General features: G+C 48.4%; 13 protein-coding genes and 1 pseudogene. 3 read left to right on the top strand and 11 right to left on the bottom strand.

The window, feature by feature from the left end; translation table 11 throughout:
- Positions 1-64: 64 nt before the first annotated feature.
- The 3 genes from ACUC6J_RS04050 (at position 65) to ACUC6J_RS04040 (ending at position 3743) form a co-directional block, all read left to right on the top strand.
- A complete protein-coding gene (locus tag ACUC6J_RS04050) occupies positions 65-1186 on the top strand; it encodes an LCP family protein (protein WP_044788127.1) in 1122 nt (373 codons plus the stop codon).
- 82 nt (positions 1187-1268) lie between these two features.
- Positions 1269-2585 carry a glutamate-1-semialdehyde 2,1-aminomutase gene (locus ACUC6J_RS04045; RefSeq protein WP_447250282.1) on the top strand — a complete coding sequence of 439 codons (1317 nt, stop codon included), beginning with the start codon at positions 1269-1271 and terminating at the stop codon, positions 2583-2585.
- A gap of 207 nt (positions 2586-2792) precedes the next feature.
- Positions 2793-3743 (top strand): DMT family transporter, encoded by a 951-nt coding sequence (locus ACUC6J_RS04040; protein ID WP_025364030.1) that lies wholly within the window; start codon positions 2793-2795, stop codon positions 3741-3743.
- A gap of 102 nt (positions 3744-3845) precedes the next feature.
- On the opposite strand, the gene ACUC6J_RS04035 is transcribed toward ACUC6J_RS04040, so the two are convergent.
- The 11 genes and pseudogenes from ACUC6J_RS04035 to uvsE all read right to left on the bottom strand — a co-directional run bounded on the left by ACUC6J_RS04035 (position 3846) and on the right by uvsE (position 15801).
- A complete protein-coding gene (locus tag ACUC6J_RS04035; protein ID WP_044788128.1) occupies positions 3846-4247 on the bottom strand; it encodes a sensory rhodopsin transducer in 402 nt (133 codons plus the stop codon).
- A gap of 52 nt (positions 4248-4299) precedes the next feature.
- The gene (locus ACUC6J_RS04030) at positions 4300-5334 is read right to left on the bottom strand and encodes a glycoside hydrolase family 88/105 protein (RefSeq protein WP_090891551.1); all 1035 of its coding nucleotides are present in this window, start codon (positions 5332-5334) and stop codon (positions 4300-4302) included.
- A gap of 73 nt (positions 5335-5407) precedes the next feature.
- A pseudogene (locus ACUC6J_RS04025) lies at positions 5408-6519 on the bottom strand (rhamnogalacturonan acetylesterase).
- A gap of 116 nt (positions 6520-6635) precedes the next feature.
- On the bottom strand, positions 6636-7475 hold the full coding sequence (locus tag ACUC6J_RS04020) for a carbohydrate ABC transporter permease (RefSeq protein ID WP_013369435.1): 840 nt from the start codon (positions 7473-7475) through the stop codon (positions 6636-6638).
- 5 nt (positions 7476-7480) lie between these two features.
- The gene (locus tag ACUC6J_RS04015; RefSeq protein WP_016819319.1) at positions 7481-8389 is read right to left on the bottom strand and encodes a carbohydrate ABC transporter permease; all 909 of its coding nucleotides are present in this window, start codon (positions 8387-8389) and stop codon (positions 7481-7483) included.
- Between the two features lie 190 nt (positions 8390-8579).
- A complete protein-coding gene (locus ACUC6J_RS04010; protein ID WP_019686149.1) occupies positions 8580-9872 on the bottom strand; it encodes an ABC transporter substrate-binding protein in 1293 nt (430 codons plus the stop codon).
- Between the two features lie 174 nt (positions 9873-10046).
- Positions 10047-11606 (bottom strand): response regulator transcription factor, encoded by a 1560-nt coding sequence (locus tag ACUC6J_RS04005; protein WP_447249789.1) that lies wholly within the window; start codon positions 11604-11606, stop codon positions 10047-10049.
- A complete protein-coding gene (locus ACUC6J_RS04000) occupies positions 11584-13314 on the bottom strand; it encodes a sensor histidine kinase (RefSeq protein WP_447250281.1) in 1731 nt (576 codons plus the stop codon). Before ACUC6J_RS04000 ends, ACUC6J_RS04005 begins: the two co-directional genes overlap by 23 nt.
- Before the next feature lie 171 nt (positions 13315-13485).
- A complete protein-coding gene (locus ACUC6J_RS03995; protein ID WP_039268816.1) occupies positions 13486-13722 on the bottom strand; it encodes a hypothetical protein in 237 nt (78 codons plus the stop codon).
- 37 nt (positions 13723-13759) lie between these two features.
- Complete coding sequence (locus ACUC6J_RS03990; RefSeq protein WP_029514326.1) at positions 13760-14626, bottom strand: inositol monophosphatase family protein; 867 nt, start codon at positions 14624-14626, stop codon at positions 13760-13762.
- Positions 14627-14799: 173 nt separating this feature from the next.
- Positions 14800-15801: a UV DNA damage repair endonuclease UvsE gene (gene uvsE, locus ACUC6J_RS03985; RefSeq protein WP_025364023.1), complete on the bottom strand. Its 1002-nt coding sequence runs from the start codon at positions 15799-15801 to the stop codon at positions 14800-14802.
- Positions 15802-15828: the final 27 nt, after the last annotated feature.

Raw genomic sequence — 15828 nt, 5'->3', positions numbered from 1 at the left:
AATTGATTGTGCTCCAAAAAGAAATTATAATGTAATGAACTGAAAAGCGAAAGGGAGAGCATCCATGACAAGCAGAACCAAAAGGACGATATGGTCGGTTCTAGCCGTGGTAATCGTCGCGATTGTCGGCTTTGCCGTGTACTATTTTACATCCATTTATAATCAGCTGGATAATCTGCATAAAGAGGGTGCTAACTCCCCCTTCAAAAATGTAAAGCAGGTCGATCAGGTTCGTACACCAGAACCGCCCAAGTGGGAAGGTACCGATATGGTCAACATTTTGCTGATGGGTGTCGATGGTCGTGGCATCCAGAAAGGGGAAGTCCCCCGATCGGACAGCATGATGGTTGTATCGCTGGACCCTGTGAAGAAAAAAATGCACCTGTTCTCTATTTTGCGTGATACGTACGTGGATATTCCCGGCTACGGAAAAAATCGGATCAACACCGCCATTACCCACGGACCCAATACGGCCATGAAGACGGCTGGCGATCTATTGGGCATTCCAGTGCAATATTATGTGTATACGGATTTCCAAGGCTTTATTAAACTAGTGGACGCTGTAGGCGGCATTGATTTTGAAGTGGAAAAAGATATGCATTATACAAGTAATGCGGATAAGCATGAATACGATATTGATTTGAAAAAGGGTATGCAGCATCTGGACGGCAAGACGGCGCTTCAATATGTGCGATTCCGCCACGATGCCATGTCCGACTTCTCCCGTTCCGGACGGCAACGGGCATTTTTGGAGGCTGTAGCCCAGAAAATGCAGACCACGACTTCCATTGCTAATCTGCCAAGCATTTTAGAGCAGGTTAACCCGTACATTGATACGAATCTCAGTGTTAACGATATGTGGAAGCTGGCGAATGTGGGGTACCAAAGCAGCTTTGCAGGCAGCGAACAGGTTCCACCGATGAAGCTGCTTGGCGAAGAAAATGTGGGCGGCGCGGCAGTTCTTACCGTCCGTGATCCGGAAGAACTGAAATCTTATGTACAGGATATATTTAATAATCCTCCTACACAAACACAGGAACAAAATAAGGATCAGAACGAAACGAAACAGCCGGATAGTGCATCGTCCTCCAAGACGGATAAAGCTTCCTTTACAGGAGGCAATAAAACCAGTACTGAGGATGCTTCCACACAATCAACAACAAAGACAGGACAAAAAGAGCTATAATGATGTATGCAGGGGCAGCCGTGAGCGCTGCCCTTTGGCGTGTGTATACCCTATTTTAATGAACGGAAAGGAAGTTTTGATGATGAAACGGGAAAACTCCGAAGCACTATATAAAGAAGCCCTGGAGCATATTGTCGGGGGCGTTAACAGCCCTTCACGCTCCTTTAAAGCTGTGGGCGGTGGCGCTCCAGTATTCATGAAACGCGCCCAAGGTGCTCATTTCTGGGATGAGGATGATAATCGGTATATCGATTATTTGGCGGCCTACGGTCCTATTATTACCGGACATGCTCACCCCCATATTACCAAGGCTATCAGCGAAGCGGCTGCGAATGGCGTATTGTACGGAACCTCGACGGCATTGGAAATCAAACTGGCCAAGATGCTGAAAGAGGCTATTCCTTCTATGGATAAAGTCCGGTTTGTGAATTCCGGCACAGAGGCGGTCATGACGACAATTCGTGTGGCACGAGCCTATACGGGGCGGAACAAGATCATCAAATTTGCCGGCTGCTACCACGGTCACTCGGATCTGGTACTTGTAGCCGCAGGCTCTGGCCCTTCCACACTAGGCATACCTGACAGCGCAGGTATTACAACCAACATTGCGAGCGAGGTCATTACTGTGCCCTTCAACGACCTTGACGCATTGCGCCAAGCTTTGGAGCGCTGGAGCGACGATGTGGCGGCAGTTATGGTGGAGCCGATTGTCGGTAATTTCGGCATGGTGATGCCACAGCCAGGCTATCTGGAAGGGCTGTGCTCGATGGCGCGGGTGAACGGCTCCCTTGTCATTTATGACGAGGTCATTACCGCCTTCCGCTTCCACTACGGCTCAACCCAAACGTATGCAGGTCTCGACAATCATGATGCGATTCAGCCGGATTTGACCGCGCTGGGCAAAATCATGGGCGGTGGTCTGCCGATTGGTGCCTACGGCGGCAGCAAGCAGATCATGGAGCAGGTTGCCCCACTCGGCCCAGCCTATCAGGCAGGTACAATGGCGGGCAACCCGGCTTCGATCTCGTCAGGCATCGCCTGTCTTGAAGTTCTTCAAGGAGAAGGCGTGTATGAAGAGATGGAGCGTCTGGCTGTGAGACTGACGGACGGTATTCAGTCTTCCGCTGATCGCTACGGCGTGCCATTGACGATCAACCGCATTCGCGGAGCGTTCTCAACGCATTTCTGCGATCATCCGATCACGAACTATGCACAGGCGCAGGACACGGATAGCGAAGCGTTCGCATCCTTCTTCCGTCACATGCTGAATCGTGGTATCCATCTGGCACCATCCAAGTTCGAAGCTTGGTTCCTCACAACAGCGCATACGGACGAAGACGTGGATGCCACGCTGGAAGCAGCGGACGATTCGTTCCGTGCGATGTCACAAGGTAAATAAGCAGAGCAGTAAGCGATAATATATGAATAGGATGAGAGCTGAAAGTAGTCTTAGAGACGGGTATCCGACGTCTGGGGCTGCGTTCCAGCTCTTTTTCATTTCACAACTGTACCCGTACAGTTGTGAAATTTATGAATTGTATCTGGTTATGCCATCCGGTTATATTGAGAGAACCACAAGTTGAGATCATGATTACGGAGGTTTATTATGCACAGTCGTTCCAGAAATGGGGTCGCCTATCTGGCAGCTCTCAGCTATGCAGCTATACTTGGCTTCTCATTTTTATTTGTAAAACTGACAGTGACGGAGGCAAGCCCACTGGATGTGATCGCCCACCGCTTCGCGTTGTCATTGATTGCTTTGACCATTCCAGTGCTGCTGGGTTGGATTAAAATCAATATCAAGTGGCGTGATGTGCTGCGTATCTTGCCATTGGCGCTGCTTTCACCGTTACTGTTCTTCCCCTTGCAAGCGTTCGGGCTGATGAGCACTTCTTCATCGGAAGGTGGAATTATTCAAGCTACTGTTCCTATCTTTACACTTCTGTTAGCCTCCTATTTTCTTAAAGAGCGCACAACAGTGCTTCAAAAGATTTCCTTACTACTCTCTGTCTTTGGTGTGGTTTTTATATTTGTGATGAAGAGCGGAGCACCGCTAGCTTCCAATAGCTTTGGCGGTATTGTTCTGCTCGTGCTCTCTGCTATATGCCTATCTGGCTATAACGTGCTGGCTCGTCCATTAACGCAAAAGTACAGTCCGATGGAGTTGACCTACGTTACCTCCATTTTAGGATGTATCGTTTTTAACCTGGCGGCCTTGGGGTATCATGCCATAGACGGCTCTATGAGCGCCTATACCGCGCCGCTGGTAAAGCCAGATTATTGGCTAGCACTGGCTTATCTGGGCATACTGTCTACCCTCGTCACCTCGCTGTTATCGAGCTTTGCCTTGAAGTGGATCGAAGCCTCCAAAATGAGTGTGATCGGTAATTTATCCACCCTTATCTCCATGATTGCCGGTGCTTACATTTTGAAAGAGCAGCTTGCCTACTATCACATTATTGGTGCTGTGGTGATTATTATCGGTGTAGTGGGCACCAATTTCGGAGGACGAAAAAGCTTCGCGCCGATCAAAACAACTTCGGCAAAATCGCAATAATGGACTAAGAGCAGGCACAAATCTTGTCTTAAAAAAGAAATCTCCAAGCTGGGCAATTCCAGCCTGGAGATTTCTTTTTTTATCTTCTTTGTCTTCGTCGGACTATACCGGGTACGCCATGACACTCATTAATGCCAGCTCCGGCTGTGTGGTGTCCAGTCTACTATATTGTACAATGATAGGCACATCGCTAGTGACCGTAATTGCGTAAGGAACACCTGTCGGAATCCGTTCGCCGGACTTTTCCAGCGAGGCTGTTCGGATATGGCGGGTTCGTCTTCCTTCCACCACCTCGATCATTCCCTCCAACGGCTCGCGGTCTTCAAAATAAATGTCTATGCTCAGCTTTGCCGCACAGTTTCCACAGTTCAGCACACATATACTTTCATGACTGAGCAGCTCTCCTCGGCTTTCCGGTGGAATATACCCGTCGGGAATGACCCAGAATAAGCTTCCCCGCGGCTGATTAGCCGCCTTTTCCTGTGACCGTTCAGTATCTCCCATGCCAATGGCCTCCTTTCAGCTATGAATACTTTTACATCTCTATGCCTCTTTTCTACCCGTACGGATTCTCCTGGGTACGCAGCAGTTCAGCCAGAAAAGCAAGCGCCAAGCCCTGACCCCACCCCTGAATGCGTTTGTAGGGTACGTTTCGGTAGCCATCTATATCGTTCATTACAGCAGTTCCAGCGGATACGCCAGTCACTGTGCCGTCCTCTTTAATACGGGAAAGGATACCGTCAATCGCCTTTTGCGTGTATTTGTTAAACAATCGGCCCTGCATAAGCAAAGCAGTCGCAATTCCTGCCGAACCAGAGGTTTCCAGATAAGAGGTATCATCGTTCAGCACCGTATGCCACAATCCTTCTGGGGATTGCAGCCGCACCAGTGCATTGAGTTGGTCACGCAGTGAGCCGTCAATGATCATGTAGGATGGATGCTGCACCTCGACACATTTCAGCGCCTTGGCCATCGTGAGTGCTGCCCATGAATTGCCGCGCGCCCAGTATACGCCCGACATGCGGCTTTGGTTCGCATGATCCCAGCCATGGTAATACAAATTCGTATCCGGGTCCTGCAAAAATTCTTCATGCCCGTGATATTGCCGAATTCCATCCTCCCAATATGTCTTGTTACCTAGCAAATGACCGATCCGCAGCAAATAATAACCGGCCATAAACATCGTATCCACCCATGCTTGCTGCGGAAATACATCATGTAGTGAATTCACGGTATGCTGGAAAATGCCGTCGGCAAACCGCTCAGCTTTTTTCGTCAAAAATTCTGCCATCTCGATAGCGATATCCAGGTATTTTTGCTCACCTGTAGCCTGATGTAGTGTCAACAAACAATGCCCAACGGAAACGCCGTTTACCGACAGAGGTGGAAGTCCATCCTCAATATTTTCGTCAACCCATTCTTTCAGCTTGATCAAATACTGTTCATTGCCTGTCGCTTCATAGGCTTCGCATACTCCATAAAAGGCTACTCCGCCAGGCCAATCCCAGCTATAGTGCATTTGAAACGTGCGTTCCACTACCCGGTCAATCACCTGTTTAATCTGTTCTTCATCAAAACTCAATGCGGGCATTTCCACGTCTCCTCCTTTGGTAAGCTTCACGTTAGTTGCCCTCCTTGCCATCTGCTCCAAAAAAGGTCATCCGTCAACGTAAGTACATGCGCAGCGGTTGCAAATTCAGTTCCTTCACAGCCGCCGTCACCATATTTGCAATCCGGACCGCACCGTTCTCATGAAAATGCGTATTGTCCTCCAGACCGCCGGAAAAGTTCATGTATTCCCCAGGCAGCAGCCACATAAAAAGCTCCTTGCTGTCTTCGGGGCCCAGCTCTTCATATAACTCCTGCGTGCGGGCAGACAGATCAATAAGCGGCACGTTCGCTTCTTCCGCCAGCTCGCGAACCGCCGTTATATAGTCGCCATGTGTGTCGGACAACGTACCGTCCACGTTAAAATAGCGACGATGTACAGGCGTAATCAGCACCGGGGTTCCGCCCTTGCTTCTCGCTCCGTCGACATACAGACGCAGATGCTCCTTGTAGGTCGTAAAAGGCTCCGTGGCCCGCTCCAGATCGGGCTTCTGATCATTATGACCGAACTGGACGAACAGGAAGTCTCCTGTCTTCATTTCCTCCAAAATAACGTTCAACCGTCCCTCGTCCACGAAGCTCTTGGAGCTTCGCCCCGATACAGCGTGATTATCCACGCACACATCATGCTTGAACAGGGCCGGCAAAGCCTGTCCCCAGCCTGTGTACGGATAGCCGGACATCCCTTGATCCGTAACCGTGGAATCTCCGGCTAGGAATAGCCGGAGATTCTGTGGTGCTGGCACAATCTCCAGCGCATTGAGTCTCGGTGCAGTGCCAGATACGATGAGGCGCAGTTTACCATCCCGGATAGGCACCGTAAACATTGCCTCGGTGAACTGGCCTGGCAACGTGTGGACGGGAGGCAGCATATGCTTGCCCTCACCAGCCCGGAGCCGCGTGATCGTTTCCGCCAGTGGATCGCCAAGCAATACGGTGACCAAAACTATTCCGTCCGGTACATCTGCAACAAACGAAGCGTTCAGTGGAATACAAAAGCTGCTTCGCAGCCGTGTATGTGCATCCTTGGCTGGATTCTGCCTTTGTCGGCCATACACATGCTCCGTAGTCTCGAAGCCATAGCCTTGCTCAGCCGTATACATGCAATCCGGGGATACGGCCTTGTAGCCCTCCGCAGGTTCCCCGGACCAAAGTCAAACTTCCACATTTTACTCACCCCTCAGCCATCACCCTAAAGACCTCATCATTCATCGTATGCATATCCAGATGCAGCCCATTTCTATGCGCGAGCTTTATATCCTCACGCTATGCATTTTTTAGGTCTTAGCCCTTCAGGCCACTCGTGCTCATTCCTTCTACGATTTGCTTTTGGAAAGCGAAGAATACAGCGATGACAGGCAGCAGGCTTAGGATGGACATCGCGAACATTCCTCCCCAGTTGGAGGCTGACTCGCTGTCGAGGAACATTTTGAGTGCAATCGATACGGTATATTTTTCTGGCGAGTTCAGATACAGTACCGGGCCTAACAAATCCTCCCACTTCCAGTAGAAAGAGAAGATTGCCGCCGTAGCCAGCGAGGATTTGAGCAAGGGTAAAATAATTCGAAAATACAACCGGAACTTGCCGCATCCGTCAATCGTCGCCGCTTCATCCAGCTCTGCTGGAATCGTCCGTATAAACTGCACCATCAGAAAGATGAAGAACGGCATCCCGAAAAAGGATGGCACCACCAACGGTAAGATCGTATTGATCCATCCAAGCTTGGTGAAAATAATATATTGCGGTACCAGCACTACATCCCCCGGCAGCATCAGCGTCACCATCATCAGAGCAAACCACAAGTTACGCCCTTTGAATTTCAAACGTGCGAAGCCAAATGCGATCAATGAGGAGGAAAGCACAGCACCAATCGTGGAAATCACTACGATCGTGAGCGAATTCAGAATATATGTGCCAAAGTTATAACCAGTCGTGCCTTTCCAGCCTGTTACATAGTTTTGCCAAATCCATTCTGTAGGGAAAAGTGAGGAGGCCGTGACGAATATCGTCCGACTTTCTTTAAAAGAGCTGAACAGCATCCAGAACACGGGATACAGCATTAGGAGCGCCAGTGCAGCAACCAGAATGTGATAAATTGGCCATTTGAACGTTTTCCATGCCATTGGTATCAGCGCCCCTTTTCCGTTTCATAGAACACCCAGAACTTGGATGTCATAAATAAAATCGCTGTCAGTATCGCAATCATAATGAGCATGACCCAGGCCATAGCTGCCGCATATCCCATATTGCTGAACATAAACGCCTGCCGGAACAGATACAGTGAATGCAGCATCGTTCCATCCATTGGACCACCCTCACCCTTGGAGATAACATAGGCTGGGACGAAGGTCATAAACGCACTGATCGTCTGCATAATCAAGTTAAATAAAATAATCGGACTCAGCAGTGGCAGCGTAATACTGAAAAATTTTCGTACTGGCGTAGCGCCATCTACACTGGATGCCTCGTACATTTCAAGCGGAATGTTTTTCAGCCCTGCCAGAAAAATAAGCATGGATGAACCAAATTGCCATACAGACAAGGTGATCAGCATCATGAGCGAAGCATTCGGATCACCAAACCATTTCACTGGGGTTGCCCCCAAGGCCGAAAGCAAGCTGTTAACAATGCCCTCATTACTGAAAATATTGCGCCACATGATGGACACTGCAACGCTACCCCCGATAATAGAAGGCAGATAATACATCGTCCGATAGGTGCCTACCATGCGTGACTTGGTATTCAAAATCATCGCCACAAACAACGCGAAAATCAGTCGCAACGGTACACCGACCAATACATACGTAAATGTGACCCTGATCGAATTCCAATATTTCGGATCACCTGTGAACATTTTTTCGAAGTTACCCAGACCAATCCATTTGGGCGGGGTGAACAGATTGTAGCTCGTAAAGGACAGATACAGCGAAATAAACATTGGAATTAACGTAAATGCCAGAAAGCCCACAATAAACGGGCTGATAAACGCATATCCGGTCATATTGGCTTTCAAGCTCTGATGATTTCGCAAGCTCATCAAGCCTCCCTTCTGTTGCATTTTAAGAATTTGCTAATTTAAAGATATTATATAATCGTTGTTATATGAACTATATTGTGATATCTACAGAGGTTGCTTCTGCAATGGGTTCGTCGGATCAACCGTGCGCAAGTCATGCTTTGCACTACGCACGGTTAACCTAACGAATCGGTCCTTCAACCCTGCATTATTACTGCTTGTTATTCGCAAGGATGGTATTCGCATCAGCCCGGAATTTGACCGCTGCGTCTTCAGGCGTCATCTGTCCGAAATTGACTTGCTCAATGTAATCGGTCAATGTAGCAATCACTTCCGGCGATCCAACCGGTGGCGGCGGGCTCATTGGAGAAGCTTTTGGCTCCATGGAAGCCACAAATTCAAACACCTGCTTCGTTGCCTCGCTCAACTCCGGCGCTACAGCTTCCTTGATTTTGGCAGAAATCGGTACGCCGCGTTCGCCTTTAATCAATTTATTCGCTTCAACATCGTTCATCCAGAAATCAATAAACTTTGCGGCCTCATCCTTCACCTGTGAACGGGAAGCCACCGCCCAGTACATGGTAGGCTGCATATACACGCCTTTTTCCATATTCGGTCCAAACATCGGAGCAAGCGCCATTGGGCGATTAACGACCTGTTGTAAGCCCACATACTGATTGGACCACTGCCAAATGCCGATACCTGTTCCTTTTACGATATCCGATTCCTCAAGAATTCCCTTGGTTTGGTTCATGACTTCAGGAGTCGGTGTCGCCCCCTTCTTAATCAGCTCAGCTAAACCACCGAAGAAATCAACAAACAGCTTATCGTCATCATACCCCAATCCTGTTCCTTCCGTATTGTAGAGAGATTTTCCATGTGTCCGCAAATAGTAGTGGAAGAAAATATCCGCAGCCATGGAGCTGTCAAAGTAAACTTTATTGGAGGCTGCCTTCAAAGCCAGCTCTTTGTATTGGTCCCATGTCCAGTCATCAGGAATTTTGTCTATGCCCGCTTTTTTGAGCAGTGCCGGATCGTACTGGAAGCCCAGCACATTGACACCTGTTGGAATACCATATTGCTTTCCGGCAATGATTCCGGTTTTGAGTACATTTTCGTTTACATCAGCGACTTGGATTTTCTGATTCAAGTAAGGCGCCATATCTTCCAGCTGGCCGTTCTTCGCATATTGGCTAATATACGAAATGTCCATCTGCACGATATCCGGCAGTTGGTTTGCTGCCGCCTGCGGTGCGAGCTTCTTCCAGTAGTCATCAAAAGAGGCATATTCCACATCAATCGTTACATTCGGATTTTTTTGCTTATACAAATCGATAACCTTCTGCGTATATTCGTGGCGCGTATCCGATCCCCACCAAGCGATCCGCAACTTTACTTTCCCGTCTGCACTTGCGCCCGAATTGCCTCCACCGTCTGCTCCACTACATGCCGTCGTCAACACGAGCAGCATCGCTATGACCAGAAACCATCCCTTTTTGCCCACCTATCTCTCCCCTTTTCGCTGTTCTAGAAAGGAGCCTTATTACGAGTAACAATGTACTTACGCTTGTTTGATAGCGTTTACATTTGCTCCTGTTGTTATTTTCCCAAAAGCAGAGAAACATTGGAATACACAAATCAGATTTCAAAGGTTTAAAAAACAGAGGGACTCAGCTGCTCATCCCCGTTCGTGTGATTTAATGTACTCGGAGGGTGTCATACCTGCCCATTTTTTGAACACCTGGCTAAAATATTGCGCGTTCCCGCCGAAGCCGAACCATTCCGCCAGCTCAAACACCTTTACGTCTCCCGTCTCCCGAATATGCTCAGCCGCGCGCTCGATCCGGTAACGGTTAACATAGTGTGAAAAGTTTTCCCCCGTCACTTTTTTGAAGATTTTCCCTAAGTAGTCGGAATTCATATAGAGCATTTGACCCGCCACTCCGTTCAGCGAAAGATCGGATTTTCTATAGTTTTGCTCAATAATAGTGATCATTTTATCCACCGTGGAAGATTGGCGATATACATTGCTTTTATAATAAATTGCGGTCATTCGTTCGGCGGCTTCCTGTACAAAAGATTTGAGGCATGCCAATGTTTTTTGCTCTGCCAGCACGACCATTCGACTCGTGAACGCCGCACGCTCTTCTTCAGGACATATACGAATCATGGCAGCATATAGCTGTAGCACATAAGAACGGGTTACGGAAATTTCCAGCTTCATACGGGACAGGATGCCGAACAGCTGATCCACTTCCTGTGCAACTTCCTCCCTATTTCCAGCCTTGATCAGCAGACCGAACTTCTCTTCGTCCAGTTCCAAATCTGCCATCTCCCGGGTGTCATCAGCCGCCAAATCTTCCTTCGTAATGAGGCTGCCCTCCCCGGTGTAAAAGCGGTGATTCATACAATGCAATGTCTCCCGGTACATCCCCCGCGAATGCTGCATGCTATCCGACTCGCTAACTGCGACGGTCACCTCTAGCTTATAAAAACGGTGGAACGTCGTACGTACCGCTTCAATCTGTTTCATAAACCCAGACGTGTCATCCGCACTTTCCAGCACAATCAGCAGCTGCCCTTGCATCGTCGTACTGAGCAAGACATGATCCATTAAATCCCCTGCTATATTTTGCAAAGCAAACAAATGCTCCGGCTCGTGGGACTCCTCTACCCGCAGCAGCAGCATTCGAACCTGCTTATCTTGCAACTCCAGACCGAACAAACGCTCATAAAAAGCGATATCACGGCTGCCGTAAGTTTTATAGGAAATAAACTCCTTCAAAAAATGCTCTTTCACATGCGGCAGCATACGCTGAAAATCAAGCTTCATCCGGTTCACAAACTGCTTGCGTTCTTCCTGTTCCTCTCGCTCCTGTCCCAGCTCAGTCAGAGCCTCATGAATTTGCCGCTCATTGCAGGGCTTCAACAAGTAGTGCTTTACCCCGTATTGCATGGCCCGACAGGCATAGTCAAAATCTTTGTAGCCAGACAGCAGAATAAAACGAACGTCTGGAAAATGCTCCGTCGTTTTAGCAACGAGTCCGATACCGTCCAGTCCTGGCATGGAAATATCGCTGATCACAAAATCAGGCGGGCTCGCCTGGATCTGATCATATGCCTCAATCCCATTACGCGCCGTACCTACCAGTTGTGTTCCGGCCTTGCCCCAATCGACCACCTGTGATATACCTTCCAAAATCATACGCTCATCATCAACCAGTAGCACCTTGTACACGACCCTGATCCCCTTTCACATATGGAATACAGACATGAATTGACGTACCTGTTCCTGACTCGCTGTGCAGTTCTATCCCCCAAGGTGTACCAAATGTCAGGTTAATCCGTTCCTGAATATTTGCAAGTCCAATGCCCCGCCCACGGGTTGTGATCTGACCGCTGCGTAGCTTTTCCAAGAAATCCGGGCTCATTCCAGGTCCGTCATCTTTAACCCGCAGGAACAGCGCTCCCTCGCTTTCTCTGGCCACAATCGTGATCCGACACGGTTCAATACGCGGCTCCAGCGCATAATGGATCGCATTCTCCACCAAGGGCTGAAGCGTTAGCTTCGGAATTTGTGCATCCATCAGCTCTTCCGGGACATCGAGGTGGAAATCGAGGCGCTCATCAAAACGTGTTTTTTGGATCGTTACGTAGCTCCTTACGATATCCAGCTCTTTTTGAAGCGGAATCAACTGCTCTTCAAAACTGACCGTGCTGCGTAGTAGAAAAGCAAGGGCTTCCACCATTTCTGAAATCCGGTCCTGCTTGTTGGCCTTGGCGAGCCAGTTCACAGATCCTAACGTATTGTATAGAAAATGTGGATTTATCTGTGCCTGAAGCGCCTTTAGCTCTGTTTCCCGCAGCAATAGCTGCTTGGCAACATTCTCATTAATAAGCTCGCGGATACGGAGGATCATCTTCTTATACGTCCGATGCAAGAGACCAACCTCATCCTGTGTGGAAAGGGGTACCGCCCCAAGCGCTTCCTCTTCCAGACGGTCGAGGTCGCCTTTTTCTATTTTACGCATGTTCTGGATCAACTGAACAATCGGTTGAGTAATGCTGCCCGACAGCCTCGCGCCCAGCGCCAATGCAATAAGCAGCATAATTACAAAAATAGCGCTTACAATTTCTTTGATTATCGTAATACTGCGGAACATATCATCAAAGGGAGTCATATGTAAATACGTCCAGCCCGTATATGAGGATTTGATCTGAGCAGCAAAAAAGGTTCCGCCTGTATAGGTCGCGATCCCGTAAGGCTGCTTCCGCCCAAGCTCTGCCTGAATATCGCTCTCACTCAAAAGCGGTGTTTCGGGATAAATCATCCGTCTTCCGTCTGTAATCATCAACTGTCCGTCACGGCCGGAGGTCTGCACACGATCCGCTACAATCCGGTCAATTCGTACACGAATCGCAAGCGTGCCGAGCCCGTTCAGCGTAAAATTGGAATCGGTAAAGGATTTGAATTGCCGCGCTGCCAGCAAGGAGGAATGACCTGCCGCATACCATGCATGGGAGCCGTCATATTCGTCTGCCAACTCCGACAGAGTGGATCGAAGCTCTTGGGGGATACCTTCGCGGTTGCCCGCACTCATGACCTGTCCCTCTTTGTCGATTACCATCATAGAATAGACATAGGTTTCAGAGCCGGCGAAGGCAATAAGCCTATTCGTTATTTTTTTGCGCAGTACCGTTTTGACATAAGGTGATGTTTCCTTTTCCAATTGGAGCAAATAACGCTGAAGCTGCTCGTCCGTTATTACCTTAAACGTAACTTTTTCAACATCCTTCAGTTCATTTTCAATGCCAATCGAAGAAATATTGAGTACTTCAGATGTCTTTTTATACATTTGATTATCATAAATATGAAATACGTATTTAAGTATGACTGCAACAACCGCAAAATTAACCAGCATGAGCACCGTAATCAGCAGTACCATCTTATGATGGATTCCAGCATTTTTGTAAGCGCTCTTAAAATAGGTGATCAGTACACGTCGCCTCCTTCGCACGTCCTGCCCGTCCAGCTCAAAATGGAGAAAACTCTATATATTATACAAAATACCCCATGCCTTGGTCATTCGGCAAGAGGTATTTGGGTTTGCTTAGCGTTAATCGGTTGCTTTCGATTTGTCCGCCTTGCTCATATATTCGTCATATCGATCATCAAGCTCACGTGCCATACTCCGGTATTTACGCGTCTCCTCGACAATAGGGTCCATTTGAGTCTGAACCCGCACCTCATATTTGGGACTGAGTCGTTCCCGTTTTTTGGCCTCATTCTCACGAATTTCGCCTTCCGTCAGCAGTTCACTGAGCTGGCGTTCCAATTCTTCGGACTGGCTCATCGCGATTTCCTCCTTCAGAATGATGGTGTACGTAGTATTATAACCCGGTTGCGTCTGCTTCTTTCAGCACTTGAATAAGTTGAGAATGAATAGCTGTATTCGTAGCTACAATATGCCGTACACTCAGGTCATAAGGTTGGCCCAATGTGTCCGTAATGGTACCTCCTGATTCCTGTACCAGCAAAGCGCCCGCTGCCACATCCCAGGCATTCAAACCGATTTCGCAATAAGCAGACAAACGTCCCGACGCCACATAAGCCAGATGCAACGCTGCCGAGCCGAGCGCCCGAATGCCGCGTACCTGAGGTGTAAGAACCTGCGTAATTTTCATATTCAACGGTTGTGCATACGTACGATCCGGCGGGAAACCGATGCACACCAGGCTATCTCCCAGCGTCTCTTCTCTCGATGCTTGCATGCGATTGCCGTGGACATATGCGCCTTTTCCTTTTTCCGCTACAAACATTTCATCACGGGACGGATCATAAATTACCCCGACAATCACTTCACCACGATGAGCCAAGGCAATAGACACACTGTAGTACGGCAGACTGTGCACGAAATTGGTAGTGCCGTCTACCGGATCAATAATCCATAAATATTCCTCTTCACGGGCAGCTTCTAATGCTCGGGCTGAAGCTTCGGCTCCCGGCTCTACCCCTTCTTCACCCAAGATGGCATGATCGGGAAAATGGGTGAGAATGAGTCTACGAATCATCTGTTCTGCACCTTTATCTACCTCTGTCACTAGATCGGTCGGCGACTGCTTGGTATTCAATTGTTCAACTGTGCCCAGCCTGCTTTTAATCCATTCCCCGGCTTTGGATGCCGCATTAATAGCCACGGCCGTATAGCTTTTTCCTGATACGATATAGGGAACCTTTTCGTTTTCATGTTCGTTCAACGTGTTCACTCTACTTTCTATATCATTGTTACGTGGTTTACGAGCCTGCCCAACAGACATTCTCTTAACCATCTCTGTTTCAGTACAAGTTTGCTAGTTTACACATTCTAGTATACACAATAAGCTTCATAAAGTTTCTCCATATGGAAGCTTTATCCGCGAAATACTGCTTTCTAAGGCGTAATTTCTATGGAAGCCCCATCCAACACTTTGACCCCGTTATCTTCCTGAAGACGCAGTTCATTCATTAATCCGAACAACGCTTCATCCTTAAGTTTGGCTTCAAGCATGACATCAATCCGATCCGTATATCCAGCAATATTACGCAGAAAGGTCAGCAATGGCTCCACCAGAACACCGTCTGCATGACCACGAGGGTCTTTTTCACTTTTGGGACTGGACGCATGAATTTTGGGCGGCAATGGATGATCCGCAGAAGATCCGGCTTGGGCCAATTCCCCTTTCCAGGTATCCAATATATCCGGCCAAAGCTCCCACGGCTTCTCTCCCTCGTTATTGACCCATTGATGATGAATATCAAGAACCATCGGCAAGCCTGTTATTTTGCAAGCTTCCAGTGTTTCCACCGCATTGAACGTTTTATCATCATTTTCCAATGTTAACCGTTCTCTTAATGAAAGATCCAGCGCACTAACCTGCTCTACAAAACGCTGACCTGAGGTCACCTTATCTCCGTATGCACCACCAATATGAATGTTGTTCTTGGCTTCGGCACTAAGTCCCATAGCCTCTAGCATCGCCACGTGGTACTTCAGATCATGAATAGAGCTTTGCAACACTTCAGGACGGGGAGTGCTCAGCACTGTAAAATGATCGGGATGAAACGATACCCTCATCTTATTCGCTTTGACATAGTCCCCCACCTCTGCAAAATCAGCGGCAAGCGCCTGAAATGGGTCCCAGTCCCGCAGATCCTGATGGGTCGCGAGCGGAATCAGCTTGGATGAGAAACGATAGACCTGAATATCACTCGCACGATTATGACGCAGCAGCCTCAATGTATTGTGGAGATTTTCGGCTGCAATTCGTTCTAGCTTGCGGATCGCGGCTTCTCGGTCTCCGATCTTGTTAAAGCTGGCCATAGTCATGGTTTTAGAAGGGGATGCATTTTGCACGGTGACTGACATGGCAACATAACCGAACCTTACGATCATAGATGTCCTTCCTTTCAGCAGTTCGCA

This window comes from Paenibacillus sp. JJ1683, from assembly GCF_053006485.1.
This window is presented reverse-complemented; position numbering and strand designations above follow the sequence as displayed.

What these genes read in the sequence shown, in the direction of transcription:
- ACUC6J_RS04035 (WP_044788128.1), bottom strand. Translation starts at nt 4,247, where the DNA reads ATGGGAGATACTGAACGGTCACAGGAAAAGGCGGCTAATCAGCCGCGG.
- ACUC6J_RS04040 (WP_025364030.1), top strand. Translation starts at nt 2,793, where the DNA reads ATGCACAGTCGTTCCAGAAATGGGGTCGCCTATCTGGCAGCTCTCAGC.
- ACUC6J_RS04015 (WP_016819319.1), bottom strand. Translation starts at nt 8,389, where the DNA reads ATGAGCTTGCGAAATCATCAGAGCTTGAAAGCCAATATGACCGGATAT.
- ACUC6J_RS03995 (WP_039268816.1), bottom strand. Translation starts at nt 13,722, where the DNA reads ATGAGCCAGTCCGAAGAATTGGAACGCCAGCTCAGTGAACTGCTGACG.
- ACUC6J_RS04030 (WP_090891551.1), bottom strand. Translation starts at nt 5,334, where the DNA reads ATGCCCGCATTGAGTTTTGATGAAGAACAGATTAAACAGGTGATTGAC.
- ACUC6J_RS04050 (WP_044788127.1), top strand. Translation starts at nt 65, where the DNA reads ATGACAAGCAGAACCAAAAGGACGATATGGTCGGTTCTAGCCGTGGTA.
- ACUC6J_RS04045 (WP_447250282.1), top strand. Translation starts at nt 1,269, where the DNA reads ATGAAACGGGAAAACTCCGAAGCACTATATAAAGAAGCCCTGGAGCAT.
- uvsE (WP_025364023.1), bottom strand. Translation starts at nt 15,801, where the DNA reads ATGATCGTAAGGTTCGGTTATGTTGCCATGTCAGTCACCGTGCAAAAT.
- ACUC6J_RS04020 (WP_013369435.1), bottom strand. Translation starts at nt 7,475, where the DNA reads ATGGCATGGAAAACGTTCAAATGGCCAATTTATCACATTCTGGTTGCT.
- ACUC6J_RS04000 (WP_447250281.1), bottom strand. Translation starts at nt 13,314, where the DNA reads ATGGTACTGCTGATTACGGTGCTCATGCTGGTTAATTTTGCGGTTGTT.